The organism is Antribacter gilvus, assembly GCF_003946865.1.
Lineage (GTDB): Bacteria > Actinomycetota > Actinomycetes > Actinomycetales > Cellulomonadaceae > Antribacter > Antribacter gilvus.
Genome location: NZ_QXTH01000006.1, coordinates 200,927 through 223,685, shown reverse-complemented (window position 1 = coordinate 223,685; position 22,759 = coordinate 200,927). Strand labels below are relative to the sequence as shown.

The 22,759-nt window shown below is 74.2% G+C and carries 19 protein-coding genes; 18 read left to right on the top strand and 1 reads right to left on the bottom strand.

Going from position 1 to position 22,759, the window contains the following annotated elements:
• Positions 1-38: 38 nt before the first annotated feature.
• The 3 genes from D1350_RS12375 (at position 39) to D1350_RS12365 (ending at position 4,547) form a co-directional block, all read left to right on the top strand.
• Positions 39-1,445: a C40 family peptidase gene (locus D1350_RS12375; RefSeq protein WP_125776293.1), complete on the top strand. Its 1,407-nt coding sequence runs from the start codon at positions 39-41 to the stop codon at positions 1,443-1,445.
• A 23-nt stretch (positions 1,446-1,468) separates the two neighbouring features.
• The gene (locus D1350_RS12370) at positions 1,469-2,527 is read left to right on the top strand and encodes a zinc-binding dehydrogenase (protein WP_125776292.1); all 1,059 of its coding nucleotides are present in this window, start codon (positions 1,469-1,471) and stop codon (positions 2,525-2,527) included.
• Between the two features lie 193 nt (positions 2,528-2,720).
• A complete protein-coding gene (locus tag D1350_RS12365; RefSeq protein WP_125776291.1) occupies positions 2,721-4,547 on the top strand; it encodes an HNH endonuclease signature motif containing protein in 1,827 nt (608 codons plus the stop codon).
• 95 nt (positions 4,548-4,642) lie between these two features.
• Here the strand turns inward: D1350_RS12365 and D1350_RS12360 are convergent, their stop codons facing one another.
• Positions 4,643-5,143 carry an inorganic diphosphatase gene (locus tag D1350_RS12360; protein ID WP_125776290.1) on the bottom strand — a complete coding sequence of 167 codons (501 nt, stop codon included), beginning with the start codon at positions 5,141-5,143 and terminating at the stop codon, positions 4,643-4,645.
• A gap of 191 nt (positions 5,144-5,334) precedes the next feature.
• Between D1350_RS12360 and dacB the strand changes: the two genes are divergently transcribed.
• The 15 genes from dacB (at position 5,335) to D1350_RS12280 (ending at position 22,715) form a co-directional block, all read left to right on the top strand.
• Complete coding sequence (dacB, locus tag D1350_RS12355) at positions 5,335-6,780, top strand: D-alanyl-D-alanine carboxypeptidase/D-alanyl-D-alanine endopeptidase (RefSeq protein ID WP_240644067.1); 1,446 nt, start codon at positions 5,335-5,337, stop codon at positions 6,778-6,780.
• 98 nt (positions 6,781-6,878) lie between these two features.
• Positions 6,879-8,042 (top strand): zinc-dependent metalloprotease, encoded by a 1,164-nt coding sequence (locus D1350_RS12350; protein WP_125776289.1) that lies wholly within the window; start codon positions 6,879-6,881, stop codon positions 8,040-8,042.
• 24 nt (positions 8,043-8,066) lie between these two features.
• Positions 8,067-9,182, top strand: a complete 1,116-nt coding sequence (gene tilS, locus D1350_RS12345) for a tRNA lysidine(34) synthetase TilS (RefSeq protein ID WP_125776288.1) — start codon at positions 8,067-8,069, stop codon at positions 9,180-9,182.
• Between the two features lie 3 nt (positions 9,183-9,185).
• Entirely contained in the window at positions 9,186-9,740 is a 555-nt protein-coding gene (hpt, locus tag D1350_RS12340) for a hypoxanthine phosphoribosyltransferase (RefSeq protein WP_125776287.1), read from the top strand.
• A 137-nt stretch (positions 9,741-9,877) separates the two neighbouring features.
• Positions 9,878-11,938, top strand: a complete 2,061-nt coding sequence (gene ftsH, locus D1350_RS12335; protein ID WP_125776286.1) for an ATP-dependent zinc metalloprotease FtsH — start codon at positions 9,878-9,880, stop codon at positions 11,936-11,938.
• Positions 11,935-12,561 (top strand): GTP cyclohydrolase I FolE, encoded by a 627-nt coding sequence (gene folE, locus D1350_RS12330; protein WP_125776285.1) that lies wholly within the window; start codon positions 11,935-11,937, stop codon positions 12,559-12,561. The genes ftsH and folE overlap by 4 nt, the downstream gene beginning before the upstream one ends.
• Positions 12,562-12,569: 8 nt before the next feature.
• Positions 12,570-13,571, top strand: coding sequence for a dihydropteroate synthase (folP, locus tag D1350_RS12325; RefSeq protein WP_125776420.1), 1,002 nt, complete (start codon positions 12,570-12,572; stop codon positions 13,569-13,571).
• Positions 13,568-15,994 carry a 2-amino-4-hydroxy-6-hydroxymethyldihydropteridine diphosphokinase gene (folK, locus tag D1350_RS24130; protein ID WP_206074521.1) on the top strand — a complete coding sequence of 809 codons (2,427 nt, stop codon included), beginning with the start codon at positions 13,568-13,570 and terminating at the stop codon, positions 15,992-15,994. The genes folP and folK overlap by 4 nt, the downstream gene beginning before the upstream one ends.
• Position 15,995: 1 nt before the next feature.
• Complete coding sequence (locus D1350_RS12310; RefSeq protein ID WP_125776284.1) at positions 15,996-16,493, top strand: DUF3180 domain-containing protein; 498 nt, start codon at positions 15,996-15,998, stop codon at positions 16,491-16,493.
• 56 nt (positions 16,494-16,549) lie between these two features.
• Positions 16,550-17,032, top strand: a complete 483-nt coding sequence (locus D1350_RS12305; RefSeq protein WP_125776283.1) for a PH domain-containing protein — start codon at positions 16,550-16,552, stop codon at positions 17,030-17,032.
• Positions 17,029-18,597: a PH domain-containing protein gene (locus D1350_RS12300; protein WP_125776282.1), complete on the top strand. Its 1,569-nt coding sequence runs from the start codon at positions 17,029-17,031 to the stop codon at positions 18,595-18,597. Before D1350_RS12305 ends, D1350_RS12300 begins: the two co-directional genes overlap by 4 nt.
• Positions 18,594-19,556 (top strand): Rossmann-like and DUF2520 domain-containing protein, encoded by a 963-nt coding sequence (locus D1350_RS12295; protein ID WP_125776281.1) that lies wholly within the window; start codon positions 18,594-18,596, stop codon positions 19,554-19,556. Before D1350_RS12300 ends, D1350_RS12295 begins: the two co-directional genes overlap by 4 nt.
• Positions 19,553-20,500: a pantoate--beta-alanine ligase gene (panC, locus tag D1350_RS12290; protein ID WP_125776280.1), complete on the top strand. Its 948-nt coding sequence runs from the start codon at positions 19,553-19,555 to the stop codon at positions 20,498-20,500. The genes D1350_RS12295 and panC overlap by 4 nt, the downstream gene beginning before the upstream one ends.
• 71 nt (positions 20,501-20,571) lie before the next feature.
• On the top strand, positions 20,572-21,021 hold the full coding sequence (gene panD / locus D1350_RS12285; protein WP_125776419.1) for an aspartate 1-decarboxylase: 450 nt from the start codon (positions 20,572-20,574) through the stop codon (positions 21,019-21,021).
• On the top strand, positions 21,018-22,715 hold the full coding sequence (locus D1350_RS12280; protein ID WP_125776279.1) for an L-aspartate oxidase: 1,698 nt from the start codon (positions 21,018-21,020) through the stop codon (positions 22,713-22,715). The genes panD and D1350_RS12280 overlap by 4 nt, the downstream gene beginning before the upstream one ends.
• The last annotated feature ends 44 nt before the right edge of the window (positions 22,716-22,759 follow it).

Below are 22,759 nucleotides of genomic sequence, written 5' to 3'. Positions count from 1 at the left end.
ATGCGTCAGGGCTGGTCAGGAAGGTCGAGGGGGTAGACATGGGCACGAACCGGGTGCGACGACGGTTGGTCCTGATCGTGACGCTCACCGTAGGCCTGACCCTCCCCTGGGGCACCGTGGCCTCCGCCGACACGCCCAGCGAGGACGACCTCGCCGCCGCGCAGGCCCAGGTCGCGGCGGGCGAGCTGGACGTCGCCGGGGCCGACGCCGCCCTCGACGCCCTGCGCGCCGAGCTCGCCGCCGCCCAGCTCCGCGTCCAGGTCGCGGGCGAGGACCACGCCCAGGCCCAGGTCGCCCTCGAGGCGGCCACCGCCGCGGCCGACCAGGCCGCGGACGACGCCGTCGCCGCGCGCGCCGGTGAGGTCGCCGCCCGCAGCGCCCTTGCCGAGGTCTACCGCAGCACCGACCGCGCGGGCGGCCTCTCGGGCGTGGCCCTCCTCCTCGACGCCCAGGACGTCGCCGACGTCGTCAGTCGCGACGCGGCGTCGCGCGCCGTGAGCCGCAAGCTCGGAGCGGCCCTGCGGACCTACCAGGACGCGCGCGCCGCCGCCGACTCCGCCGAGTCCCGGTGGGTCGCCGCGAGCGAGATACAGCGGGAGGCGGCGGCCGCCGCGGAGCGCTCCTATGACACGGCCCGGCTCGCCGCCGCCGACCTCGAGGCCCGCACGGTCGCCGCCGAGCAGCAGCGCACGGAGCTGGTCGAGCGGCTGGCCGAGCTGCGCGCCACCACGGTCGAGATCGAGCGTCGGCGGGAGGCCGCCCGAGCGGCCGAGGCCGAGGCTCGGCGGGAGGCGGAGGCCCGGGCGGAGATCGAGGCCGCGGCGGGTGAGGGGGCGCCGGCTGAGGGGGCGGCAGATCCCGGGCCGACGGCGGAGCCAGGCCCGGTCGTGGACGGCGCCGAGGCTCCGGCAGGGGAGGCGCCGGCTGCTGCGCCTGCTCCTGCTCCGGCGCCCGTGCCGGCTCCTGCTCCCGCGCCTGCTCCCGCGCCTGCTCCGGCTCCTGCTCCGGCTCCTGCTCCTGCTCCGGCTCCACCCCCGGCCCCCGCCCCGCCCACCAGCGGTGTCTCCGTCGGAACCGCCGCCCAAGGCGCCACGGCGGTCTCGTGGGCGCGGTCCAAGATCGGCACGCCCTACCAGCTGGGCGCGACCGGGCCGGACGCCTACGACTGCTCGGGCCTGACGTCGGGCGCCTGGTCGAGCGCGGGAGTGTGGATCACGCGCACGTCGCGGTCCCAGTACCTTGCCGTCGGCAAGATCGGCTACGACGCGCTGAGACCCGGCGACCTCATCTTCTATGCGACGAACCGGAGCGACCCGTCGACGATCTACCACGTGGCGATGTACTCGGGCGGCGGTCGCATGATCGAGGCGGTCTACCCCGGGACCCCGGTGCGCGAGACCGCGCTCCGGCTGTCGAGCGCGATGCCGTATGCGGGCAGGCCGTAGCCCACGGCGGGTAGCGTGAGGCCATGCTCGGATCAGTCATCCACGGACCGCGGGACGTACGCGCGGACGACCTGCCGGAACCTACTGTCCTCACCTCGAACGACGCCGTCGTGCGGGTTGTCGCCGCCTGCGTCTGCGGCTCCGACCTGTGGCCGTACCGCGGCGTCACCCCCACCAGCGAGCCCCACGGCATCGGGCACGAGCTCGTCGGCGTCGTGGAGGCGCTCGGCGACGACGTGACGAGCGCGAAGGTGGGCGACCTCGTCGTCGTGCCCTTCTCGTTCGGCTGCGGCGAGTGCCAGTCGTGCCTCGCGGGCTTCCCGTCGGCGTGCGACCGCGTGACGTTCTACGGCGGACAGGATCGCGACGGGCTTCCCGTCGAGGGCGCCCAGAGCGCGCGGGTCCGCATCCCGTTCGCGCAGTCGACGCTCGTGCCGGTCCCGCTCGACGTCGACGAGGCGGAGGCCGAGGGGCTCATCCCCTCGCTGCTCACCCTCGCCGACGTGATGTCCACGGGCCACCATGCGGCCGTGTCGGCGCGTGTCGGGCAGGGCTCCACGGTCGTGGTGGTGGGCGACGGCGCCGTGGGCCTGTGCGCGGTCGTCGCCGCGAAGCGGCTTGGTGCGTCGCGCATCGTCATCATGAGTCGGCACGCCGACCGCACGGCGCTCGCGCGGGAGCTGGGCGCGACCGACGTCGTCGCGGAGCGCGGCGAGGCGGGGATCGCCGCGGTGCGCGAGATCCTTGGCGGCCTCGCCGACTGCGCGCTGGAGTGCGTCGGCACCGACGTGTCGATGCAGCAGGCGCTCGGCGTGGTGCGGGGCGGCGGTTCGGTCGGCTTCGTGGGCGTGCCGAACGGCGGGGCGGAGCTGCCCATCGGGCAGATCTTCCGCAAGAACCTCACTGTGGGCGGCGGGATGGCGCCGGCCCGCTCCTACATCGAGGAGCTGCTGCCCGACGTGCTGTCCGGCGCGATCGACCCCGGCCGGGTCTTCGACCTCACGCTCCCGCTGTCGGAGGTTGCCGAGGCGTACGCGGCGATGGACGAGCGCCGGGCGACGAAGGTGCTCCTGCGCCCGTGACCGGGGTATGCGGGTTGGAGGCCGACGGCGGTCCTGTGGATGGAGTGGTTGTCCACATCTTTGCAGGTCAGCGAGCGAAAAGAACGCGTGTTCGATAGGCTTGAGGGGTCGGGCAGGGGGTCCGGCGGGGCCGCTCTTGCGGCCCGTTCTGGGTCGCTGGGGGGTGGTCGTGGTGGTGCTTTCGGCAACGAGTGTGCCCGACGGCGCCCGCTCGGGCCCAGGTGCTCCCGGCACGCCGCTGGACGGCCTGGACGGCCTGGACGGGCTCGACGCGCTGGACGGGCTTGGTGGGGGTCCGGGGCTCGCGGCGGCCCTGGCCGCCCTGTGCGGCGCGGACACCGGCGGCACCGACGCCGGCGGTGCGGACGGCGGTGATTCGGCCCTGGGGCGTCTGGACGACGTGGTCCTGCTGGATGCTGCGGCGGGGTGGTCGCGGTTGATCGGGTGGGCCACGACTCGTCAGGCTGCGGTCGCGGGTGAGCTCGGTCGGCGGCGGGGCTGGTCGGTCCCCAGGGCCCAGGCTGCGGTGGAGCTCGGTGCCCGGCTCGGGGTGCCGACGTACAAGGCGGACAAGGTCATGGCCCGCGGCGCGGGCCTGGCCCGCCACCCTGCCGTCGGGGTGGCGCTGGTCGCGGGGGTGGTCGACGTGGTCAAGGTGGACCTGCTGCTGACCGCGGGCAGCACGATGACCGTTGAGCAGCGGGTCGAGGCGATCGCCGAGGTCCTGCCGCAGGCCGGGGAACGGTCCCGGTCCTGGGTGCGGGACCAGATGCGGGCCCACGCCCGCCGTCACCTGACCCCCACTGAGGTCGTCAGGGCCGAGCGGGACCGGCGGGCGGTGTACCTGGACCCGGTCGAGGGCGGCACCACCGCGTGGCTCACGGCCCGGCTGCCCGCGACCGACGCGGTCGCGGTCTGGGAGGTCCTGGACACCGCCGGGCGGGCCATCAAGCGCGCCGGGCGCAAGGACCGCACCCTGGACCACGCCCGGGCCGACGCGCTGGTCGCGATCCTGACCGGCCACCTGGTCGTCCCGACCACCCCCACCTGCGCCCCCACAGCACCCGCGCCCGCAGTGCCCACGGTGCCCGAGCCCACGGTGCCCGAGCCCACGGCGCCCGCAACACCCGAACCCGCAGCACCCAAGACCGCAGCCCCCGAACCCGCGGCGCCCGAACCCACGGCGCCCGCGGTGCCGGGGTTCGCCCCCGGTGTGCCGCGTACCACCCTGCCCGCCCCCGGCACCTCGAGCCCCGGCCCCGCGAGCCCCGGCGCCTCGGACTCCGGTGACTTGGGCTCCGGCAACCTGGTCGCGGGTGGGTGCGTGTGCGGGGGGTGCCTGTGCGACGCCACCAAGGTCACCGTCCTACCGGTCCGCGCGTCCGTCCACGTGACGGTCGCGGCCTCGACGCTGCTGGGCCAGGACGACGAACCCGGGTTCCTGGCCGGGTTCGGCCCGCTGGACGCCGAGACCACCGCCCGCCTCGCCCAGGACGGGACGTGGCAGCGGCTGGTCACCGACCCCCTCACCGGGATCCTGACCGACTACTCCACCCACGCCTACGTCCCCGGCCCGGTGCTACGCGCCGCGGTCACCGAACGCGACCGCACCTGCCAGTTCCCGCAGTGCGACCGCCCCGGCACCACCGCAGACCTGGACCACATCGACACGTTCGACCACACCCTGGACCCCGCCACCCACCCGCCCGGTACCCCGGGGCAGACCCGGGCGGGCAACCTGCAGGTCCTGTGCCGCCGGCACCATAACGTCAAGACGCATCATGGCTGGTCGGCGACCCGGGACCAGGGCTCAGGGCTCACCGTCTGGACCGCCCCGACCGGCCATACCTACACCCACCCCGCCCCGCAGACCGCCACCACCACCGCCACCACGCTCACGCGCAGAGCGGCACCCAGCCTGCGCGCCCACGACAACGCCCGGCTCAACGGCCCCACCACCAACATCTCCACCGGTGCTACAGCGGCACCGCCACCGGACTCAGGCGGACCACCCTTCTGAGCTGCCGGGGCCCGGGTGCGACGACGGCCCCGGGTCGCCTCCTGTGCGGGAGGTGACCCGGGGCCGCCGTCGGACGACTCAGTCTTTGTGACGACTCAGTGCTTGGTGTTGTAGCCCGTGTCGATGGCGCGCTGGATCGAGCGCTCGATCTCGGCCTCGGCCTCGGTGCGGCCGACCCAGTGGGCGCCCTCCACCGACTTGCCAGGCTCGAGGTCCTTGTAGACCTCGAAGAAGTGCTGGATCTCCAGACGGTGGAAGTCCGAGACGTCGTCGATGTCCTGGCGCCAGGCGGCGCGCTGGTCACCCGTGGGGACGCACAGCACCTTGTCGTCGCCGCCGGCCTCGTCGCGCATGCGGAACATGCCGAGGGCGCGGCAGCGGATCAGGCAGCCGGGGAACGTGGGCTCCTCCAGGAGCACCAGCGCGTCCAGGGGGTCACCGTCCTCGCCGAGGGTGCCCTCGATGAAGCCGTAGTCGTCCGGGTACCTCGTGGAGGTGAAGAGCATGCGGTCCAGCCGGATGCGACCCGTCGCGTGGTCCACCTCGTACTTGTTCCGCTGACCCTTCGGGATCTCGATCGTGACGTCGAACTCCACTGAACATCCTCCAGTTTTGGCTGCACTGCGCGGGAACAGTCTGCCATGCGAACAGAATGTCGGAGCGCGGACGCCAGCCCCTCCCGCGACCGATAAAGTGATAAAACGCACTGTGCGCGAGACCGTCTGATCCGCGGTCCGGGGGTACACCACGGCACATTGCCTGCACTAGAATCAGGTATGGCCGTCGCATGACGATCGAGAGGATGCCCATGGCGTGGGGGTCGCGCTCCGGCGCCACCGTCCTGGTGGTCTGCGCGCTGCTGGGTGGATACCTGACGGCTGACTCGATGGACGTGGTCCCCGGCATGCTCACGACCGCCGCGCCGTGGCCTGAGCCCGCGCCGTTCCCCACCGCGCCGGGCGCCGTCGAGGGACCGGAGCTGGCGCAGTCCGTGCAGACCCTGCCGGCGGACGCCCCCATGCCGGACGCCGCAGACATCCAGACCCTGGTGGACGGTGTCGCCCGCGACACCAGGCTCGGCTCGCGCGTGGGCGTGGTCGTGCTGGACAGCCTCACCGGTGAGGTGCTGGGCTCGGCCGCGCCGGACCAGCTCATGATCCCGGCCTCCACCCAGAAGGTCCTCACCGCCGCCGCGGCACTCACCCTGCCGGAGCTCGCGGAGCGCACCCTCGACACCCGGGCGGTGCTCGCCGACAACACGCTCTTCCTCGTCGGCGGGGGCGACATGATGCTCTCGTCCGGGGTTGGTGACCCCGCCGCGGTGAACGGCCGCGCGGGCCTCGCGAACCTCGCCGACCAGGTCGTCGCCCACCTGTCCCTGGCCGGGCGCACCGAGGTGCGCCTGGCGGTCGACGACACGCTCTTCTCCGGCCCGCCGGTGGCGGCGACGGTCAACCCCGCGAACGTCGCGGCGGGCTACATCTCGAACGTCTCGGCCCTCGGCGTGAACGTGGGCCTCCTGAAGGACACGTACGACGACAGCGGCCCCCGCGCCTCGGACCCGGCCATGGCCGCGGCGCAGGCGTTCGCGGAGCGGCTGGCGGAGCGAGGAGTGACGGTCTCGGGCAGCGTCCTCAAGGACAAGGCGCCGTCGAGCGCCCGGGAGCTCGGGAGCGTGAGCTCGGCCCCGGTCAATGACGTGGTCGAGTTCTTCCTGCACACGTCCGACAACACGATCACCGAGGTCGTCGGCCGCCTGGTCGCGGTGGAGAGGGACCTGCCCGGGACCGCGGAGGGGGCGACGCAGGCGGTCACCAGCGTCGTGCAGAACGACCTCGACGTCGACCTGGCGGGCGCGCGTCTCGCGGACCTCTCCGGGCTGGGCGACAACTCCCGCCTCACCCCCGCCCAGCTGGCGGAGGTGATCCGGCTCACCATGGACCCCGAACGCCCGATGCTGCGCGAGGTCGCGGTGGGCATGCCGGTGGCGGGCCTGAACGGCACCCTCACCCGCCGCTTCGGCCAGAACGTCGCCGAGGCGGGCCTGGGCATGGTGCGGGCCAAGACGGGCAGCCTGCCGGGGGTCACGGCGCTCTCGGGCACCGTCGTCACAAGTGACGCGCGGCAGCTCGTCTTCGTCCTCATGGCCGACTCCTACACCGGGGTCTCGCTGGACGCCCAGGCCGCCGTCGACCAGTTCGTGGCGAAGCTCGCCGCCTACTCCGCAGGCTGAGACCCACCCGGGCCCCGGAGCCGGAGATCGCAGCGACGCGCTTTCCGCCCCGGGCTGAACCCTGCCGGGGGCGTGCGCCGGTTGGTTACGGTGGGGCGGTGACGTCTCCCTCCGCCGGAAACGGCGTCGTCGACTGGCCCGCCGCCGCACAGATCGCCGCGCGCCTCGCACCGCCCGGGCCACAGGCGTCCCGGGCCGACCTGGACGCGCTCGTCGCCGGGCTGCGCACCGCCGCCGGCGACGCCGTGGAACACGTGCTGGAGGTCACGAGCATGGTTCCGGTGGTGGCCGACGCCGGCTCAGGGAGCCCGGGCGCGTCCGGCACCCCCGCCCTGGGCCGGGTGGTCGTCGTCGACCGCGCCTCCTGGGCGAAGGCCAACACCCAGGTGATGGCCGCCATGACCGAAGGCCTCGGCGACGCGGTGGCCGCCGCCGTCAAGGCTCCGGTGAGCGCAGCAGGACAGCTCGCGGGCGCCGCTGAGGTGGGCGCGGTCCTGGCCCTGCTCAGCGGCCGGGTGCTCGGCCAGTTCGACCCGTACAGCCCGGCCAGGCCGGGCTCGGCCGCGGGCTCGTCGGCCGCGGGCTCAGCACCGGCCGGGCCGGGCCGCCTGCTCCTCGTGGCGCCCAACGTGCTCCAGGCGGAGCAGGCGCTCGGCGTCCCCGTGCACGACTTCCGGCTCTGGGTCTGCCTGCACGAGCAGACCCACGCCCTCCAGTTCGCCGCCGCTCCCTGGCTCGCCGGGCACCTGGCAGGCCGCACGCAGACGCTGGTCGCCGGGCTCACCGAGACGTCCGCGGAGCTGGCCCGGGCGCGCCTCGACCGCAAGATCGCGATGGCCGGCCGAGCGGTGCTCCATGTGCTGCGCGGCGAGGGGGGCTCCCTCGCCGAGAGCTTCCTCACCCCGGGGCAGAAGGAACAGCTCGCGGACATCTCCGCCGTCATGGCGCTCCTCGAGGGGCACGCCGACGTGATGATGGACGCCGTCGGCTCCTCCGTGGTGCCGTCCGTCCGGCGCATCCGGGCCCGGTTCGAGCGGCGACGCGACGGCGAGGGGAGGCCGGGGGCCGACGTCGTGCTGCGGCGCGTCCTGGGCATGGACGCCAAGCTGGCGCAGTACCGCGACGGCGCCCGGTTCGTGCGGTCGGTCGAGCGCAGGGTGGGCCGCGACGGGCTGAACGCCGTCTGGGCCGACGCGGCGCACCTGCCCACCGCCCGCGAGATCCACGACGCGCGCGCGTGGGTGCGCCGGGTCCATGGCTGAGATCACCTGAGAACAGGAGACGCTGTGGCATCGGTCGACCCGGCGGTGGCTGCCGCACGGTCCGCGGTCCGGTCGGCGCTGGCCGGCCTCCCGCCCGGCGCGCTGGTGCTCGTGGCGTGCTCCGGGGGTGCGGACAGCCTGGCGCTCGCGGCTGCGACCGCCCACGAGGCGCGGCGTGTCGGGCGCTCCGTCCGGTCGCGTGGCCACGCGGTCCGGGCGGGTGCCGTCGTCGTGGACCACGGTCTGCAGACCGGATCGGCCCAGGTGGCGGAGACGGCCGCCCGGCAGTGCCGGGAGCTGGGCCTGGACCCCGTGGTGGTGCGCAGGGTCGTGGTCGGCGCCACTCCGGAGGGGCCCGAGGGGGGAGCGCGCCGCGCGCGCTACGACGCGCTCGGGGCCGTCGCCGCCGAGTCCGGGGCGCTGGCCGTGCTCCTGGGCCACACGCTCGACGACCAGGCGGAGCAGATGCTCCTCGGGCTGGCCCGCGGGTCGGGCGCTCGCTCGCTGGCCGGCATGCCGCGCGAGCGGGGCATCTACCGTCGGCCCTTCCTCGGCCTGCGGCGGGCGCAGACCGAGGCCGTGTGCGCGGCGCTCGGGCTCGAGTTCTGGACGGACCCCACCAACCTGGTCCCGCCGGACGGGGGAGACGACGGCGGGGCGCCGCTGCGCACCCTGGTGCGCGGCGTGGCCCTGCCGGCCTTGGAGGACGTCCTCGGTCCAGGTGTGGCCGAGGCGCTGGCTCGCAGTGCGGACCAGCTGCGCGAGGACGCCGACGCGCTGGACGAGCTCGCGGCGGCGCTCCTCGGCAGGGCCGAGTCCGCCGCGGTGACGGCCGCCGTCGACGGCGGCGGGGCGCTCGCGCTCGACGTCCGGACGCTCGGCGACGCGCCCGCGGCATTGCGCCGGCGTGCCCTGCGGCTGGCCGCCGCCTGGGTGGGCGCGACCACCACCGCGCGCCACGTCGACGCTCTCGACGCGCTCGTCGTCTCATGGAGCGGGCAGGGTCCCGCTCACCTGCCGGGCGATGCACGGGCGTGGCGCGCGTGTGGCAGTCTGTTCCTGCGCCCAGCCCTGCAGCCCGGATCCTCCGGGTCTGTTGACGAGCCCGGCGTCAGGCCAGCCCGCAGACAACAGGAGTGACCCGTGGACCAGTCCGACGTCGGTGACGACCTCGCGAACATCCTTCTCACCGAGGAACAGCTGCGGGAGCGGCTCTCCGAGCTGGCCTCCCGGATCGATGCCGACTACGCGGGCAAGGACCTGCTCCTGGTCGGTGTTCTCAAGGGCGCCATCATGGTGATGGCCGACCTCGCCCGCCACCTGCACAGCTCCGTGACGATGGACTGGATGGCGGTGTCGTCCTACGGGTCCGGCACCAAGTCGTCCGGCGTCGTCCGCATCCTCAAGGACCTGGACTCCGACCTGACGGGGCGGCACGTCCTGATCGTCGAGGACATCATCGACTCGGGCCTGACCCTGTCGTGGCTCGTGTCGAACCTCCGGTCGCGCGGACCGGCGTCGGTCGAGGTCGCCGCCATGCTGCGCAAGCCCGACGCCGCCAAGGTGGACGTCGACGTGCGGTACGTCGGCTTCGAGATCCCCAACGAGTTCGTTGTGGGATACGGCCTGGACTATGACGAGAAGTACCGTAATCTCCCCTTCGTGGCGACGCTCGCACCGCACGTGTACGGGGGCTGAGCGCCGCCGGGGGACACCTGGCCCGCCGTCGACTACGCGCTGAGCGCAACGGCAGGCTTCCTCACAGGCTCAGCGTGTAGTTTCGACGGACAGACGTTGCGCGAGCGGAGGGATGCGGGGAGTAGTCCCCGTCGCCGATGAACATCAAGAAGATCCTCAGCGGGCCCCTGATCTGGGTCGTGGCCGCGCTGATTCTCATCGTCCTGGCCTTCACCACCCTGCAGGGCCCGAGGGTGTCCCGGATCGACACGTCCGAGGGGCTCGAGCTCCTGGACGGCGACACGGTCACCAGCGCCCTGATCGTGGACACAGAACAGCGCGTCGAGCTGGAGCTGTCGAAGGAATTCACCACCACCGAGGGCGAGGGCGAAGACTCCCGCGAGGTGGAGCACGGCAAGCTGGTCGAGTTCTACTACGTGGCGCCGCAGGGCGAGCGCGTGGTGGAGGCGGTCTCGTCCGCCGACCTTGCCGACGGCTTCAACTCCGAGGTGCCCCGGCCGAGCTTCCTGTCGTCGCTGCTCCAGATCATGATCCCGTTCATCATCATCGGGCTCATCTTCTGGTTCCTGTTCTCCCGCATGCAGGGTGGCGGGTCGCGCGTGATGGGCTTCGGCAAGTCGCGTGCCAAGCTGATCACCAAGGACACGCCGCAGGTGACGTTCTCGGACGTCGCGGGTGCTGACGAGGCGGTGGAGGAGCTCCAGGAGATCAAGGAGTTCCTGGCCGAGCCGGCCAAGTTCCAGGCCGTGGGCGCCAAGATCCCCAAGGGCGTGCTGCTCTACGGCCCGCCCGGCACGGGCAAGACGCTCATCGCGCGGGCCGTGGCCGGCGAGGCCGGCGTGCCGTTCTACTCGATCTCCGGCTCGGACTTCGTCGAGATGTTCGTGGGCGTCGGCGCGAGCCGTGTGCGCGACCTCTTCGAGCAGGCCAAGCAGAACTCCCCGGCGATCATCTTCGTCGACGAGATCGACGCGGTGGGCCGCCACCGCGGCGCCGGCATGGGCGGCGGTCACGACGAGCGGGAGCAGACGCTGAACCAGCTCCTCGTCGAGATGGACGGCTTCGACGTCAAGACGAACGTCATCCTCATCGCCGCCACCAACCGGCCCGACATCCTGGACCCCGCGCTGCTGCGTCCCGGTCGCTTCGACCGCCAGGTCGCGGTGGAGGCCCCTGACCTCAAGGGCCGCGAGGCGATCCTGCGCGTCCACGCCCAGGGCAAGCCGATGGTCCCGGCGGTCGACCTGGGGGCCGTGGCCCGCCGGACGCCCGGCTTCACCGGCGCCGACCTGGCGAACGTCCTCAACGAGGCCGCGCTGCTCACGGCCCGGAGCGGTGCGCAGCTGATCGACGACCGTGCGCTCGACGAGGCCATCGACCGGGTGGTCGCAGGCCCGCAGAAGCGCACGCGGGTCATGAACGTCAAGGAGCAGAAGATCACGGCGTACCACGAGGGTGGTCACGCCCTGGTCGCCGCGGCGATGCGGTACACCGACCCGGTCACCAAGGTGACGATCCTGCCGCGCGGTCGCGCCCTCGGCTACACGATGGTGATGCCGATGGAGGACAAGTACTCCACCACGCGCAACGAGCTGCTCGACCAGCTCGCGTACGCGATGGGCGGGCGGGTGGCCGAGGAGATCGTGTTCCACGACCCCACGACCGGCGCCAGCAACGACATCGAGAAGGCCAGCGCCATCGCGCGCAGGATGGTCACCGAGTACGGCATGAGCGGGCGGGTCGGGGCGATCAAGCTCGGCACGAGCGCCGGCGAGCCGTTCCTCGGCCGCGACATGGGGCACCAGCGCGACTACTCCGAGGCCGTCGCCGGCACGGTGGACAGCGAGGTCCGCGTGCTCATCGAGGCGGCGCACGACGAGGCGTGGGAGGTGCTCACCCAGTACCGCGAGGTGCTTGACGAGCTCGTGCTGCGCCTGCTGGAGAAGGAGACGCTGAACCAGGCCGAGCTGGCGGAGGTGTTCTCGGCGGTCGAGAAGCGCCCCGCCCGTGACGTCTGGCTCTCGAGCGAGCAGCGCACCGTCCACACGCGTGGACCCGTCCTCACGCCGACCGAGAAGGCTGCCTCGAACGGCAGCCCGCAGGTCCCGCAGGACGAGGCGGTCGTCGACTCCGCCTACATCCCCGGGCAGGACGCGACGCCGGGCGCGGTCGAGGGCCCTGGGACGGTCGACGGATGACCTCGCGCGAGACGATCGATCCCGTGTCGGTGGCCGGGCGGCCTCCGGCCGAGGTGCCGCCGTACGACGCCGTCCGGGTCGAGGCCGCCGTCCGCGAGCTGTTGCTCGCGGTCGGCGAGGACCCCGAGCGTGAGGGCCTGCGCGAGACGCCCGCGCGCGTGGCCCGCGCCTACGAGGAGATCTTCGCCGGGATCCGCCAGGAGCCGGGCGACGTGCTGACCACCACCTTCGACCTCGGTCACGAGGAGATGGTGCTGGTCAAGGACATCGAGGTCTACTCGACGTGCGAGCACCACCTGGTGCCGTTCCACGGCGTGGCGCACGTGGGGTACATCCCGAACGAGGACGGCCGGATCACCGGCCTGTCCAAGCTCGCGCGCCTGGTCGACGTGTACGCACGGCGGCCGCAGGTCCAGGAGCGGATGACCACCCAGATCGCCGACTCGCTCGTCGAGCTCCTCGAGCCGCGGGGAGTGCTCGTCGTGGTCGAGTGCGAGCACCTGTGCATGTCCATGCGTGGTGTCCGCAAGCCCGGCTCGCGGACGGTGACGTCCGCCGTCCGCGGCGTCATGCGGGACGTCGCGACCCGCGCCGAGGCGATGAGCCTCATCCTCGGGCGGTGACCTCCCTCATGAGCGAGGCCTCGACGGTGCGGCCCGGCAGCGCCCGGGACGTGGCTGTCGCCGGTCTCCCGGAGCTGTCGGCCAGGGGCCGCGCGCTCGTGATGGGCGTGGTCAACGTGACCCCCGACTCGTTCTCCGACGGGGGCGAGTGGTTCGAGCCCGACGCCGCCGTGGCCCACGGTCTCGAGCTGCTCGGCGAGGGCGCGGACCTGCTCGACGTGGGCGGGGAGTCGACCCGGCCGGGCTCGAGCCGCGTGCCGGTGGAGCAGGAGCTCGCGAGGGTCCTGCCGGTGATCCGCCGCCTCGCGGCGCACGGCGCTGTCGTGAGCGTGGACACCACGCGCGCGCAGGTGGCCGAGCAGGCCGTCGCCGCGGGCGCCCGCCTCGTGAACGACGTCTCGGGCGGCCTGGCAGACCCCGCCATGGGACGGACCGTGGCCGAGACCGGAGTCGCGTACGTGGCGATGCACTGGCGTGGCCATGCCGACGTGATGGACCAGCTCGAGGTGTACGACGACGTCGTGGCCGACGTCCGCGACGAGCTCTCCGCCCGGCTGGACGCCCTCCTCGCGGCCGGCGTGCGCGAGGACCAGGTCGTCCTCGACCCGGGCCTCGGCTTCTCGAAGGCGGGGGCCTTGAACTGGCCGCTGCTCGCGCACCTCGACGCGTTGCACGCGCTGGGCCGGCCGGTGCTCGTCGGCGCGTCGCGCAAGCGCTTCCTGGGGCACCTGCTGGCCGACACCTCGGGGGACCCCGCGCCGCCCCGCGCGCGGGACGACGCCACGGCCGCCGTGTCGGCGCTCTCGGCCGCGGCCGGCGCCTGGTGCGTGCGCGTGCACACCGTGCGCGCGAGCGCGGACGCGGTCCGGGTGGCAGCCGCTTGGACGGCCGCTCAGGACACGGTTTCGCCTGTGGGCAAGGACACATCGGACGTCTCGGGCTCGGAAGGGCTTGCACCGACCTGGCAGGATGCGAAGGCAATCAACGACGACGGGGGGAGACCACGGTGACCATCGCCTTTGGTGCCAGCGTCCCAGCACCGGACGGGCTGCCGCTCGACCAGATCCGGCTCACGGGAGTCAGTGCCCGTGGCAACCACGGGGTCCTCCCGTCGGAGCGTGCCACGGGCCAGGAGTTTCGCGCGGACGTGGTTCTCCACGTCGACACGCGGGCGGCGGCCGCGGGGGACCGCCTCGAGGACACGATCAGCTATGCCGACGTGGCGCAGGACGTGCACGCGGTGCTGTCCGGTGACCCGGCGGACCTCATCGAGACCGTCGCGGAGCGCATCGCGGCAGCAGTGCTCGTCCGCCCGCAGGTCCACACGGTGGATGTGACGGTGCACAAGCCGCACGCCCCGATCCCCGTCGCGTTCAGCGACGTCGAGGTCTCCATCCGTCGCGACCGGAACCGGGCGCCCGTGGTTGCGGCGCCGCCGCTCGCCTCGGAGCAGGGCGCGTCCGACGACCTGCAAGGTCCCGCCGAGACGTCGCCCGTGGAGAGCTCTCCTGCCGGGGGCTACGGCGAGCGGTACGCCGACGAGGCCTACCCGGAGCAGGCCTCGTACGCGGAGCCCGCGTTCGCGGAGCAGCCGGTGTTCTCCGAGCAGCCGGCCTACGCGGAACCCGCCTACGAGCAGCCGGCCTACGCCGAGCCCGCGTTCGCGGAGCAGCCCGCCGCGGCCGAGCGGCACGAGCAGCAGTACGAGCAGCAGCCGTACCCGGAGCAGGCTCTCTATGCGGAGCGGCCCTCCGTGCAGCCCTCCTTCGAGCAGCAGCCCGCGCAGCAGGAGGACCACCGCGAGGAGTCGCGTCACGAGCAGCCGCGGCAGGAGGAGCCCTCCGCCGAGGAGTACTGGGCGAGCGTGCAGTCCCCGGTCTGGGAGCCGGCGGCCGAGCCCGCCCCCGCGGAGGTGACGGGCGCCCCCGAGGCGACCGCCGACGCCGAGCACGAGGGGCGCCCGCACGACCGGATGGACGAGGTCCCCGCGGGCTGGGTCGACGTGGTGCTGGCGCTGGGGGCCAACCTGGGCGACCCCCAGGCGACCCTGCGTGCCGCGGTGACGGATCTGGACCGGGTGGCAGGCCTGGAGGTCACCGACGTGTCGCCGCTGGCGCGGACGGCCGCCGTCGGCGGTCCCGACCAGCCCGACTTCCTGAACACGGTGCTCCTGGCAAGGACCACGCTGTCGGCCCGCGACCTGCTGCGGGCCTGCCAGACGGTCGAGGCGGCGCACGGACGTGTCCGCGACGAGCGGTGGGGGCCCCGCACGCTCGACATCGACCTCATCGTGTACGGCACCCTGACCGCGACGGCCGACGACCTCGAGCTCCCGCACCCGCGTGCGCACGAGCGCGCCTTCGTGCTGGAGCCCTGGTCCCAGGTGGAGCCGGACGCGGTGCTCCCCGGCCTCGGCGGCGGCCCGGTCGCGGCGCTGGCCGCGACGGCCCCGGACAGGTCCGGCATCCGCTGGCTCGCCCTGGACTGGCTGACCGACCCCGAGTCCGCAGCATCCGACGGCGGTGGCGCAGCGCCCTCCCCGGCCGAGGTACCGACGAACACCGTCGCGCCGGTGCCCGCCACGGCGCAGGCACCGGCCCAGCAGCCCCATCACCAGCAGCCCCATCACCAGCAGCCTCAGGCCTCGGCGCAGGTAGCGCCCCCGGCTCAGGCCCCTGTCCAGCAGTCGGCCGTCGTCCCGATGCCGCCGGTGGTCGAGCCGGGCGGTCACCCGCAGGGCTACTCGAGCGGTTCGGTCAGCCTCCCGCAGGCGTTCGTGACCGGCTCGCCGGCACACCCGCAGATCCACACGAGCGGCCCCGTCGCACCGGCGGTGCCCGGTTCCGTGCCGGTCAGCCCGCAGGGCGCCGGAGACCCGGGTCTCGCGTCCTCGGGTCTCCCGACGCGAGCCTCGCAGGCCTATCCGGCGGGAGGGACCGTCCCCGCGCCGCAGGAGGCGTTCGTCCCGGCGCCGCCGGCCGCGACGGTTGCCCCGCAGCCCCCGGCGTCGTCCCTGCCGCAGGCCCCGCCCGTGCCGATGGCGGTCCGCGAGACGGCCCACCAGGACGTCACCTCCGAACCGATGAGCCACCCGGGCTCGCCCGTGATGGCGCCCTCGTTCGCCCCCGTGACAGCCCTGCAGGCCACCAGGCCGAGCGCGCCTCAGCAGGGAGCGCCTCAGCAGGCAGCGCCTCAACTGGCAGCGCCTCAGCCCGGCACGGTCCCGCAGGGAGCTTCCCAGCAGGGCCTGTTCCCCCCGGTGAACCAGGCCACCGGGCAGCCCCCGGTGATCCCGTTGCCGGACGGTCTGGTGACCGGCGTCCCCGGCGGGCCACCTGCTGCCCCGTCGGGTGGCGGGTCGGCGGACGTCGTCGACTCGCTGCCGTCGTGGTCCCCGGTCCGCCAGGACGACGGCCGAGGGCGCGACGCCTGACATGCGGAGAACTCCGGTCCGAACGCTGCTGCTCGCGCTGGTCGGCGTAGCGGTCGGTGGGTGGTTGGTGCTCCGGGCCCTCGAGGGGCGCGGGGTCCACCTGCCTCCCGTGCCGTGGGTGGTCGACGTCGCGATCCTCGTGCTCGCCGGCCTCGCCCTTCGTCTGGGCTGGGCCGTCCGCGCCTACCAGCGGGGCGACCGGCCGTCGCTGGACGGCCTCCGGGCCGCCCGTACCCTCGTGCTGGCCAAGGCGGCGTCCCTCACGGGGGCGCTGCTCAGCGGCTGGTACCTCGCCCAGGTGCTCGTGATGCTGCCCGACCTGGCGATCGAGCCGCGGCGGGACCGCGCCGTCGCGGCAGGTGTCGCCGTGCTGTGCTCCCTCGTCCTGGCCGGGGTGGGGCTCGTGGTGGAGCGGTTCTGCGAGCTCCCGCCCCCGGGCGACGACAACGGCGGGCGGCGTGGGGACGGCGAGCCGGGGGAGTCCACGGTCCCGGCGTGACGCGTACCTCCCGCAGGGTCCTGCCCTCTGCGACCTCTTGATGGGAGAATGACGGCATGACCAGCCCGTTCGAACCGCCGGACGTGACCTGGAGCCGCGTGTCGCCGCGGCTCGTGACGGCACGGCTGGTCCCGGCCGCGATCACGCTGGGCATCCCGCTGCTCGCAGGCGCAGCCCTGGCCTTCACCGTGTCCCCGTGGTTCTGGCTGCTCGCCGGCTTCCCGGCCGCGATCCTGGCCCTCACGGCCTGGGTGGTCCCGCGGCAGGTGCACGCCCTGGGCTACGCCGAGCGCGACGACGACCTGCTGATCCGCAAGGGCGTCCTCTTCCGGTCTCTCACGGTGGTGCCGTACGGCCGGATGCAGTACGTGGACGTCGAGGCCGGCCCGCTCGACCGCAGGCTGGGGCTCGCCAAGGTGCAGCTGCACACGGCCTCCGTCGGCACCGACGCGCAGATCCCGGGCCTTCCGCCGGACGAGGCGGCGCGCCTGCGCGACCGTCTCGCCTCGCGGGGCGAGGCCCGTCTGGCGGGCCTGTGACCACCCCGGCGGCGGAAGACCTGGCCTGGCGCCGGGTCCACCCGATCACCCCGGTGGTGCGCGGGTGGACGATCCTGGCCGCCGCGCTGTTCGTCGTGGGCCAGCAGTCCATCGACGACTCCGCACGGGGCGGGGGCATCGTCGAGCTCCTGCGCAGCGACTTCTGGTGGATCGTGCCGGCAGCGATCGTCCTGGTGGCGCTGGTCGGCTTCGGCTACGCGGCCGTCGCCTGGCGCATGACGTCGTACGCCGTGGGCGAGGACACCGTCCACATGCGCAAGGGCGTCCTGTTCCGGACGCAGCGCCACGCCCGCCTGGACCGGGTCCAGGCGGTCGACATCCGTCAGCCTCTCGTCGCACGCCTCTTCGGGCTCTGCGAGCTCACGCTCGAGGTCGCAGGCGGCAGCGACTCCGGCATCGCGATCGGCTTCCTCCGCGACGGCGACGCGCGCGCCCTGCGTGGCGAGCTCCTCGCGCGCGCGGCAGGCCTCAAGGCACACCGGACCGGCGAGCCGCTGCCCGACGTCGGCGCGCGGCCCCCTGCGGACGCCCCGCTCCCGGCGGGTGCGGACGGTCCGGTGGACACCGCCCAGGCAGCGGACCACGTGCCCGGGGTGGTGCACCCGGGCGAGCCGACGGCGGACCAGGGCTTCGCCCCCGAGCTCCTCGAACGTCCCGGGCTCCTGGAGGCGCCTGAGCAGTCGGTCCTGACCGTCCCGCCGGCGCGCCTGATCGTGTCGCTGCTGCGCAGCGGCGCCGCGATCTTCACGTTCGTCTTCGTGGTGGCTCTCGTGGTCCTCGTGATCACGACGGGCCGCATCGGCATCGCGTTCTCCGTGCTGCCCGCCCTTCTGGGCGGTGGCGGGTACCTGTTCAACCGGTTCACGGGCGAGTTCGACTTCCGGGTCGCGATCTCGGCGGACGGGATCCGGCTGCGCCACGGTCTCCTCGAGACCCGCGCACAGACCATCCCGCCCGGGCGCGTGCAGGCCGTGAGCCTCACGCAGGGCCTCCTGTGGCGCGGGCCGGACTGGTGGCGCGTGCAGGTGAACGTGGCGGGGTACGGGGACAAGAACGAGACCAACGCCGTGCTGCTGCCCGTCGGCACGCGCGAGGACGCGCTCGCGGTGCTCTCGCTCGTGCTGCCCGAACTCGGCGTGGACGAGCCGCGCGCGCTGCTCGACGAGGGCCTGGAGGGCGACTCGTCGTCGGCCGGCCGGTTCGTCGGGAGCCCGCGCCGCGCTCGGATCCTCGACCCGGTCTCCTGGCGGCGGCACGGCTTCAGCGTGACCGGCCGGGCCCTCCTGCTGCGCCGCGGCCGGCTCGTGCGCGCGCTCGACGTGGTGCCGCACGAGCGCACCCAGTCGCTCGCCGTGACCCAGGGACCGTGGCAGCGACGGCTGGGGCTCGCGACCTTCACGGTGCACTCGACCCCCGGTCCGGTGAGCCCGGCAGCGCCCCACCTCGACGCGGCCGACGCCGCGCGCCTGCTCGACGAGCAGGCCCTGCGGGCCCGGAGCGCCCGGGCAGCCGCAGGACCCGAACGATGGATGGAGACCTCATGACCGCGAACGAGCCGCGGAAGCCTGGCCGCCTGGGAGTCGGGATCGTCGGGGCGGGCCGGGTGGGCGCGGTGCTGGGCAGCGCGCTCCGGGCCACGGGCCACGCGGTCGTGGGGGCGAGCGGCATCTCCGACGCCTCGCTCGAGCGCATCGCGACGCTCCTGCCGGGCGTGCCCGTCCTCGAGGTGGAGCAGGTCGTCGAGCGGGCGGAGCTGGTCCTCCTCGCGGTGCCCGACGACGCCCTGGCCGGCCTGGTCTCGGGCCTCGCCGAGGTGGGGGCCTGGCAGCCGGGACAGCTGGTGGTCCACACGTCGGGGCGCTTCGGCGTCGGCGTGCTGGAGCCGGCCCGGGCCGCTGGTGCCATCCCGCTCGCCGTCCACCCGGCGATGACCTTCACCGGCACGTCGCTGGACCTCGCCCGGCTGGAAGGCTGCACGTTCGCGGTGACGGCCCCCACGGTGGTCCAGCCGATCGGTCAGGCGCTCGTGGTCGAGATCGGCGGCGAGCCCGTGGTCGTGGCCGAGGAGGCCCGTGGTCTCTACCACGCGGCCCTGGCGCACGGCGCGAACCACCTGGTCGTGCTCGTGGCACAGGCCGCCCAGGCGCTCGAGGCGGCCGGGGTCGCCGCACCCGGACGGGTGCTGCAGCCGCTGCTCGGCGCGGCGCTCGACAGCGCCACGCGCGCCGCGGACGCCCGTGAGGGCGTGGGGCCCGGAGCCATCTCGGCCCTGACCGGCCCTGTGTCGCGGGGCGACGTGGGGACCGTCGAGGAGCACCTGGCGGTGCTGGCCGAGCTGGCTGCGCGCTCGGGCGCCACCGACGTGCCTGACAGCTACACGGAGCTCGCCCGCGGCGCCACGCGCCGCGCGCTCGCGAGCCATCGCATCGACGACACCGCGGCCCAGGCGCTGCTGGACGTGCTCGGCGGGCCCGAGTCGCACGCAGGAAGGAACCCTCGATGACCACTCCGACGCCGGCCGTCGTCAGCTCCCGTGAGGAGCTGCGCGACGCGCTCCTCGCGGCCACCCTGGGTTCGCCCGGCGCGGCCGGGGGTCCTGCCCGCCGGGCAGTCGTCATGACCATGGGCGCGCTGCACGACGGCCACCTGGAGCTCGTCCGGCGCGCGCGCGCCGAGGCAGGGCCCGACGGCCAGGTGCTGGTGACGATCTTCGTGAACCCGCTCCAGTTCGGGAAGGGCGAGGACCTCGACACGTACCCGCGCGACCTCGACGGCGACGTCGCCAAGCTCGGCACGGTCGGCGCGGACCTGGTCTTCGCCCCGACGCCCGACGTGATGTACCCGGACGGCGATCCCGTGGTGCGGGTCTCCGCGGGCTGCGCCGGCCAGGTGCTGGAGGGTGTCCACCGCCCGGGCCACATGGACGGCGTGCTGACCGTCGTGCTGAAGCTGCTGCACCTGACCCGGCCCGACGTGGCCCTGTTCGGGCAGAAGGACGCCCAGCAGCTGCTCGCCGTGCGGCGCATGGTCCGCGACCTCGACCTCGACGTCGAGATCCTCGGCGTGCCGACGGTCCGGGAGCCGGACGGGCTGGCGATGTCCTCCCGGAACGCCTACCTGTCGCCCGAGGAGCGCGGGCAGGCGCTCGCCCTGTCGCGCGCGCTGCGGGCAGGGGCGGAGGCCGGGCCCCGAGGGGGCGCCCCCGCCGTCCTGGCGACCGCGTCGGGAATCCTGAACGCGGCGCCGGGCGTTGTGGTGGATTACCTGGCTCTCGTGGATCCGGATACCGTTGAGGACGTGCCGGCGGACCGTACAGGTCCGGCGTTGCTCCTCGTGGCGGCGCGCGTGGGCACCACCCGACTGATCGACAACCAGGCCGTCGACGTGGTCGCGGCGCCGGAGACCCCGGCCGTCGTGCCTCTGACCGGCCAGGAGGCAACCCCGTGACCGAGCACCTCTCGTCCGTCGCCGGCCCGCACGCGGCCCCCGCGAAGCGTCCCGCGTCCCTGCAGCGACCCATGATGATCGCGAAGATCCACCGGGCGACGGTGACCCAGGCGGACCTGCACTATGTGGGGTCCGTCACTGTCGACGCCGACCTGCTCGACGCCGCGGACCTCATCCCGGGCCAGCAGGTCGACGTGGTCGACGTGACGAACGGGTCCCGCCTCACCACCTATGTGATCCCCGGTGAGCCCGGTTCGGGCCAGATCTGCATCAACGGTGCGGCCGCGCACCTCGTGCACCCCGGCGACGTCGTGATCCTCATCGCGTACGGCCTGCTCTCCGACCACGACGCGCGCACCTTCCTGCCGAACGTCGTGTTCGTCGACGAGAACAACCGCATCGTCGAGGTCCACGACGAGCCGGGCCACGTGCCCGACGGGTACGGGCTCGAGGAGAGCGGCATCGCGATCGAGCCCTTCCAGTCGGCGGGGCTCGTGCGCACCGCCGCGGGCCGCGGGTGAGCGCGCCCGCCCCCGGGGCGCCGTGGCCGCGCCTCGCGCGCGCCCTCGCAGCGCCCGCGCCGGGCTGGACCACGACCGTCGACGCGATCGTCGTGGGGTCCGGCATCGCCGGGCTCACCGCCGCCCTGGAGCTGCGCACGCGCGTGCCGCGCGTGCTGCTGGTGACGAAGGGGGAGCTCTCGTCGGGGTCCACCGTCTGGGCGCAGGGTGGCATCGCGGCCGCCCTCCACCCGGAGGACTCGCCCGATGCGCACCTCGCCGACACGCTCGCCGCAGGCGGCGGGCTGAGCGACGCCGACGCCGTGAAGGTGCTGGTCACCGAGGGCCCGGAGCGGGTCGGAGAGCTGGTGGCCCGCGGCGCCGTGTTCGACGTCGGCGGGGACGGCGAGATCGCCCTGACCCGCGAGGGCGGGCACCACGCGGACCGGATCGCGCACGCGGGCGGCGACGCGACCGGCGCGGAGATCTCCCGCGCGCTCGTGGCGCAGATCGAGGCGGTCCGGCACGACCCCGGCATCGAGGTCGTCGAGAACGCCCTCGTGATCGACATCCTCACCGGGGCGCCCGATGCCGAGGGCGGACGCCCCGTGGCCGGTGTGACGCTGCACGTCCGAGGGACCGGTACGCGCGACGGCGTAGGTGCCGTGCTCGCGCCCGTGGTGGTCCTCGCGACGGGCGGCATCGGGCAGGTGTTCCGGTCGTCCACGAACCCGGCGGGTGCCACCGGCGACGGCATCGCTGCCGCGCTGCGGGCCGGTGCGGTCCTGGCCGACCTGGAGTTCGTGCAGTTCCACCCCACCGTGCTGTGGCTGGGGTCCGGGGCCAAGGGGCAGCTCCCGCTGATCTCCGAGGCCGTGCGCGGCGAGGGCGCCCTGCTGCTCGACGTCGACGGCCGCCGGTTCATGCCCGGCGTCCACGAGATGGCCGAGCTCGCGCCCCGCGACGTCGTGGCGCACGCGATCGTGCGGCAGATGGCGGCGACGTCGTCGGACAACGTGCTGCTCGACGCGCGGCACCTCGGCGCCGGCTTCCTGCGCAAGCGGTTCCCCACGATCACCGAACGCCTGCTGGCGAACGGGATCGACTGGACGGAGGAGCTGGTGCCCGTCGCGCCGGCCCAGCACTACCACTCGGGCGGCGTCGTGACCGACCTGCACGGGCGGTCGTCGGTGGAGGGCCTGTACGCCGTGGGCGAGGTGGCCTGCACCGGCGTGCACGGCGCGAACCGCCTCGCGTCCAACTCGCTCCTGGAGGGGCTCGTCTTCGCCTACCGGGCGGCCCGCGACGTGGCCGGACGGTACGCCGCCGGCGAGCTGCGCACGACCCCCGAGCCGGTGGACCGCCCCGGCGGCACGGCCCTCGTCGCCGCGGCCGCGCGGTCGCGGATCCAGAAGGTGACGTCCGGCGGGTCCGGCGTGATCCGTTCGGCCGCGTCGCTGGAGGCCGCGGACGAGCGGCTCGCCGCCGTACGCCCCGACGCGCACCGCGTCGCCGACGTCATGGCCGAGCCGCAGGTCGCTGAGTGGGAGACCACCAACGTGCACCAGGTCGCGCGGGCCCTCACCCTCGCCGCCTGGGAGCGCACCGAGACCCGGGGCGGGCACTACCGCATGGACTTCCCGTCCACGGACGCGGACTGGGCCCGTCGGGTTCTGGTGTCGCTGGCCGACGACGGCACGGTGCGGCTGCGCTGAGGCGGCCGGGCTTGCCTGGAGGGGTCGGTGACGACGAACCGCCT

Coding starts and splice junctions, on each gene's coding strand:
- panC (WP_125776280.1), top strand. CDS start 19,553: ATGACCACTCCGACGCCGGCCGTCGTCAGCTCCCGTGAGGAGCTGCGC.
- D1350_RS12295 (WP_125776281.1), top strand. CDS start 18,594: ATGACCGCGAACGAGCCGCGGAAGCCTGGCCGCCTGGGAGTCGGGATC.
- D1350_RS12310 (WP_125776284.1), top strand. CDS start 15,996: ATGCGGAGAACTCCGGTCCGAACGCTGCTGCTCGCGCTGGTCGGCGTA.
- D1350_RS12305 (WP_125776283.1), top strand. CDS start 16,550: ATGACCAGCCCGTTCGAACCGCCGGACGTGACCTGGAGCCGCGTGTCG.
- panD (WP_125776419.1), top strand. CDS start 20,572: ATGATGATCGCGAAGATCCACCGGGCGACGGTGACCCAGGCGGACCTG.
- D1350_RS12370 (WP_125776292.1), top strand. CDS start 1,469: ATGCTCGGATCAGTCATCCACGGACCGCGGGACGTACGCGCGGACGAC.
- folE (WP_125776285.1), top strand. CDS start 11,935: ATGACCTCGCGCGAGACGATCGATCCCGTGTCGGTGGCCGGGCGGCCT.
- D1350_RS12375 (WP_125776293.1), top strand. CDS start 39: ATGGGCACGAACCGGGTGCGACGACGGTTGGTCCTGATCGTGACGCTC.
- ftsH (WP_125776286.1), top strand. CDS start 9,878: ATGAACATCAAGAAGATCCTCAGCGGGCCCCTGATCTGGGTCGTGGCC.
- dacB (WP_240644067.1), top strand. CDS start 5,335: ATGACGATCGAGAGGATGCCCATGGCGTGGGGGTCGCGCTCCGGCGCC.
- folP (WP_125776420.1), top strand. CDS start 12,570: ATGAGCGAGGCCTCGACGGTGCGGCCCGGCAGCGCCCGGGACGTGGCT.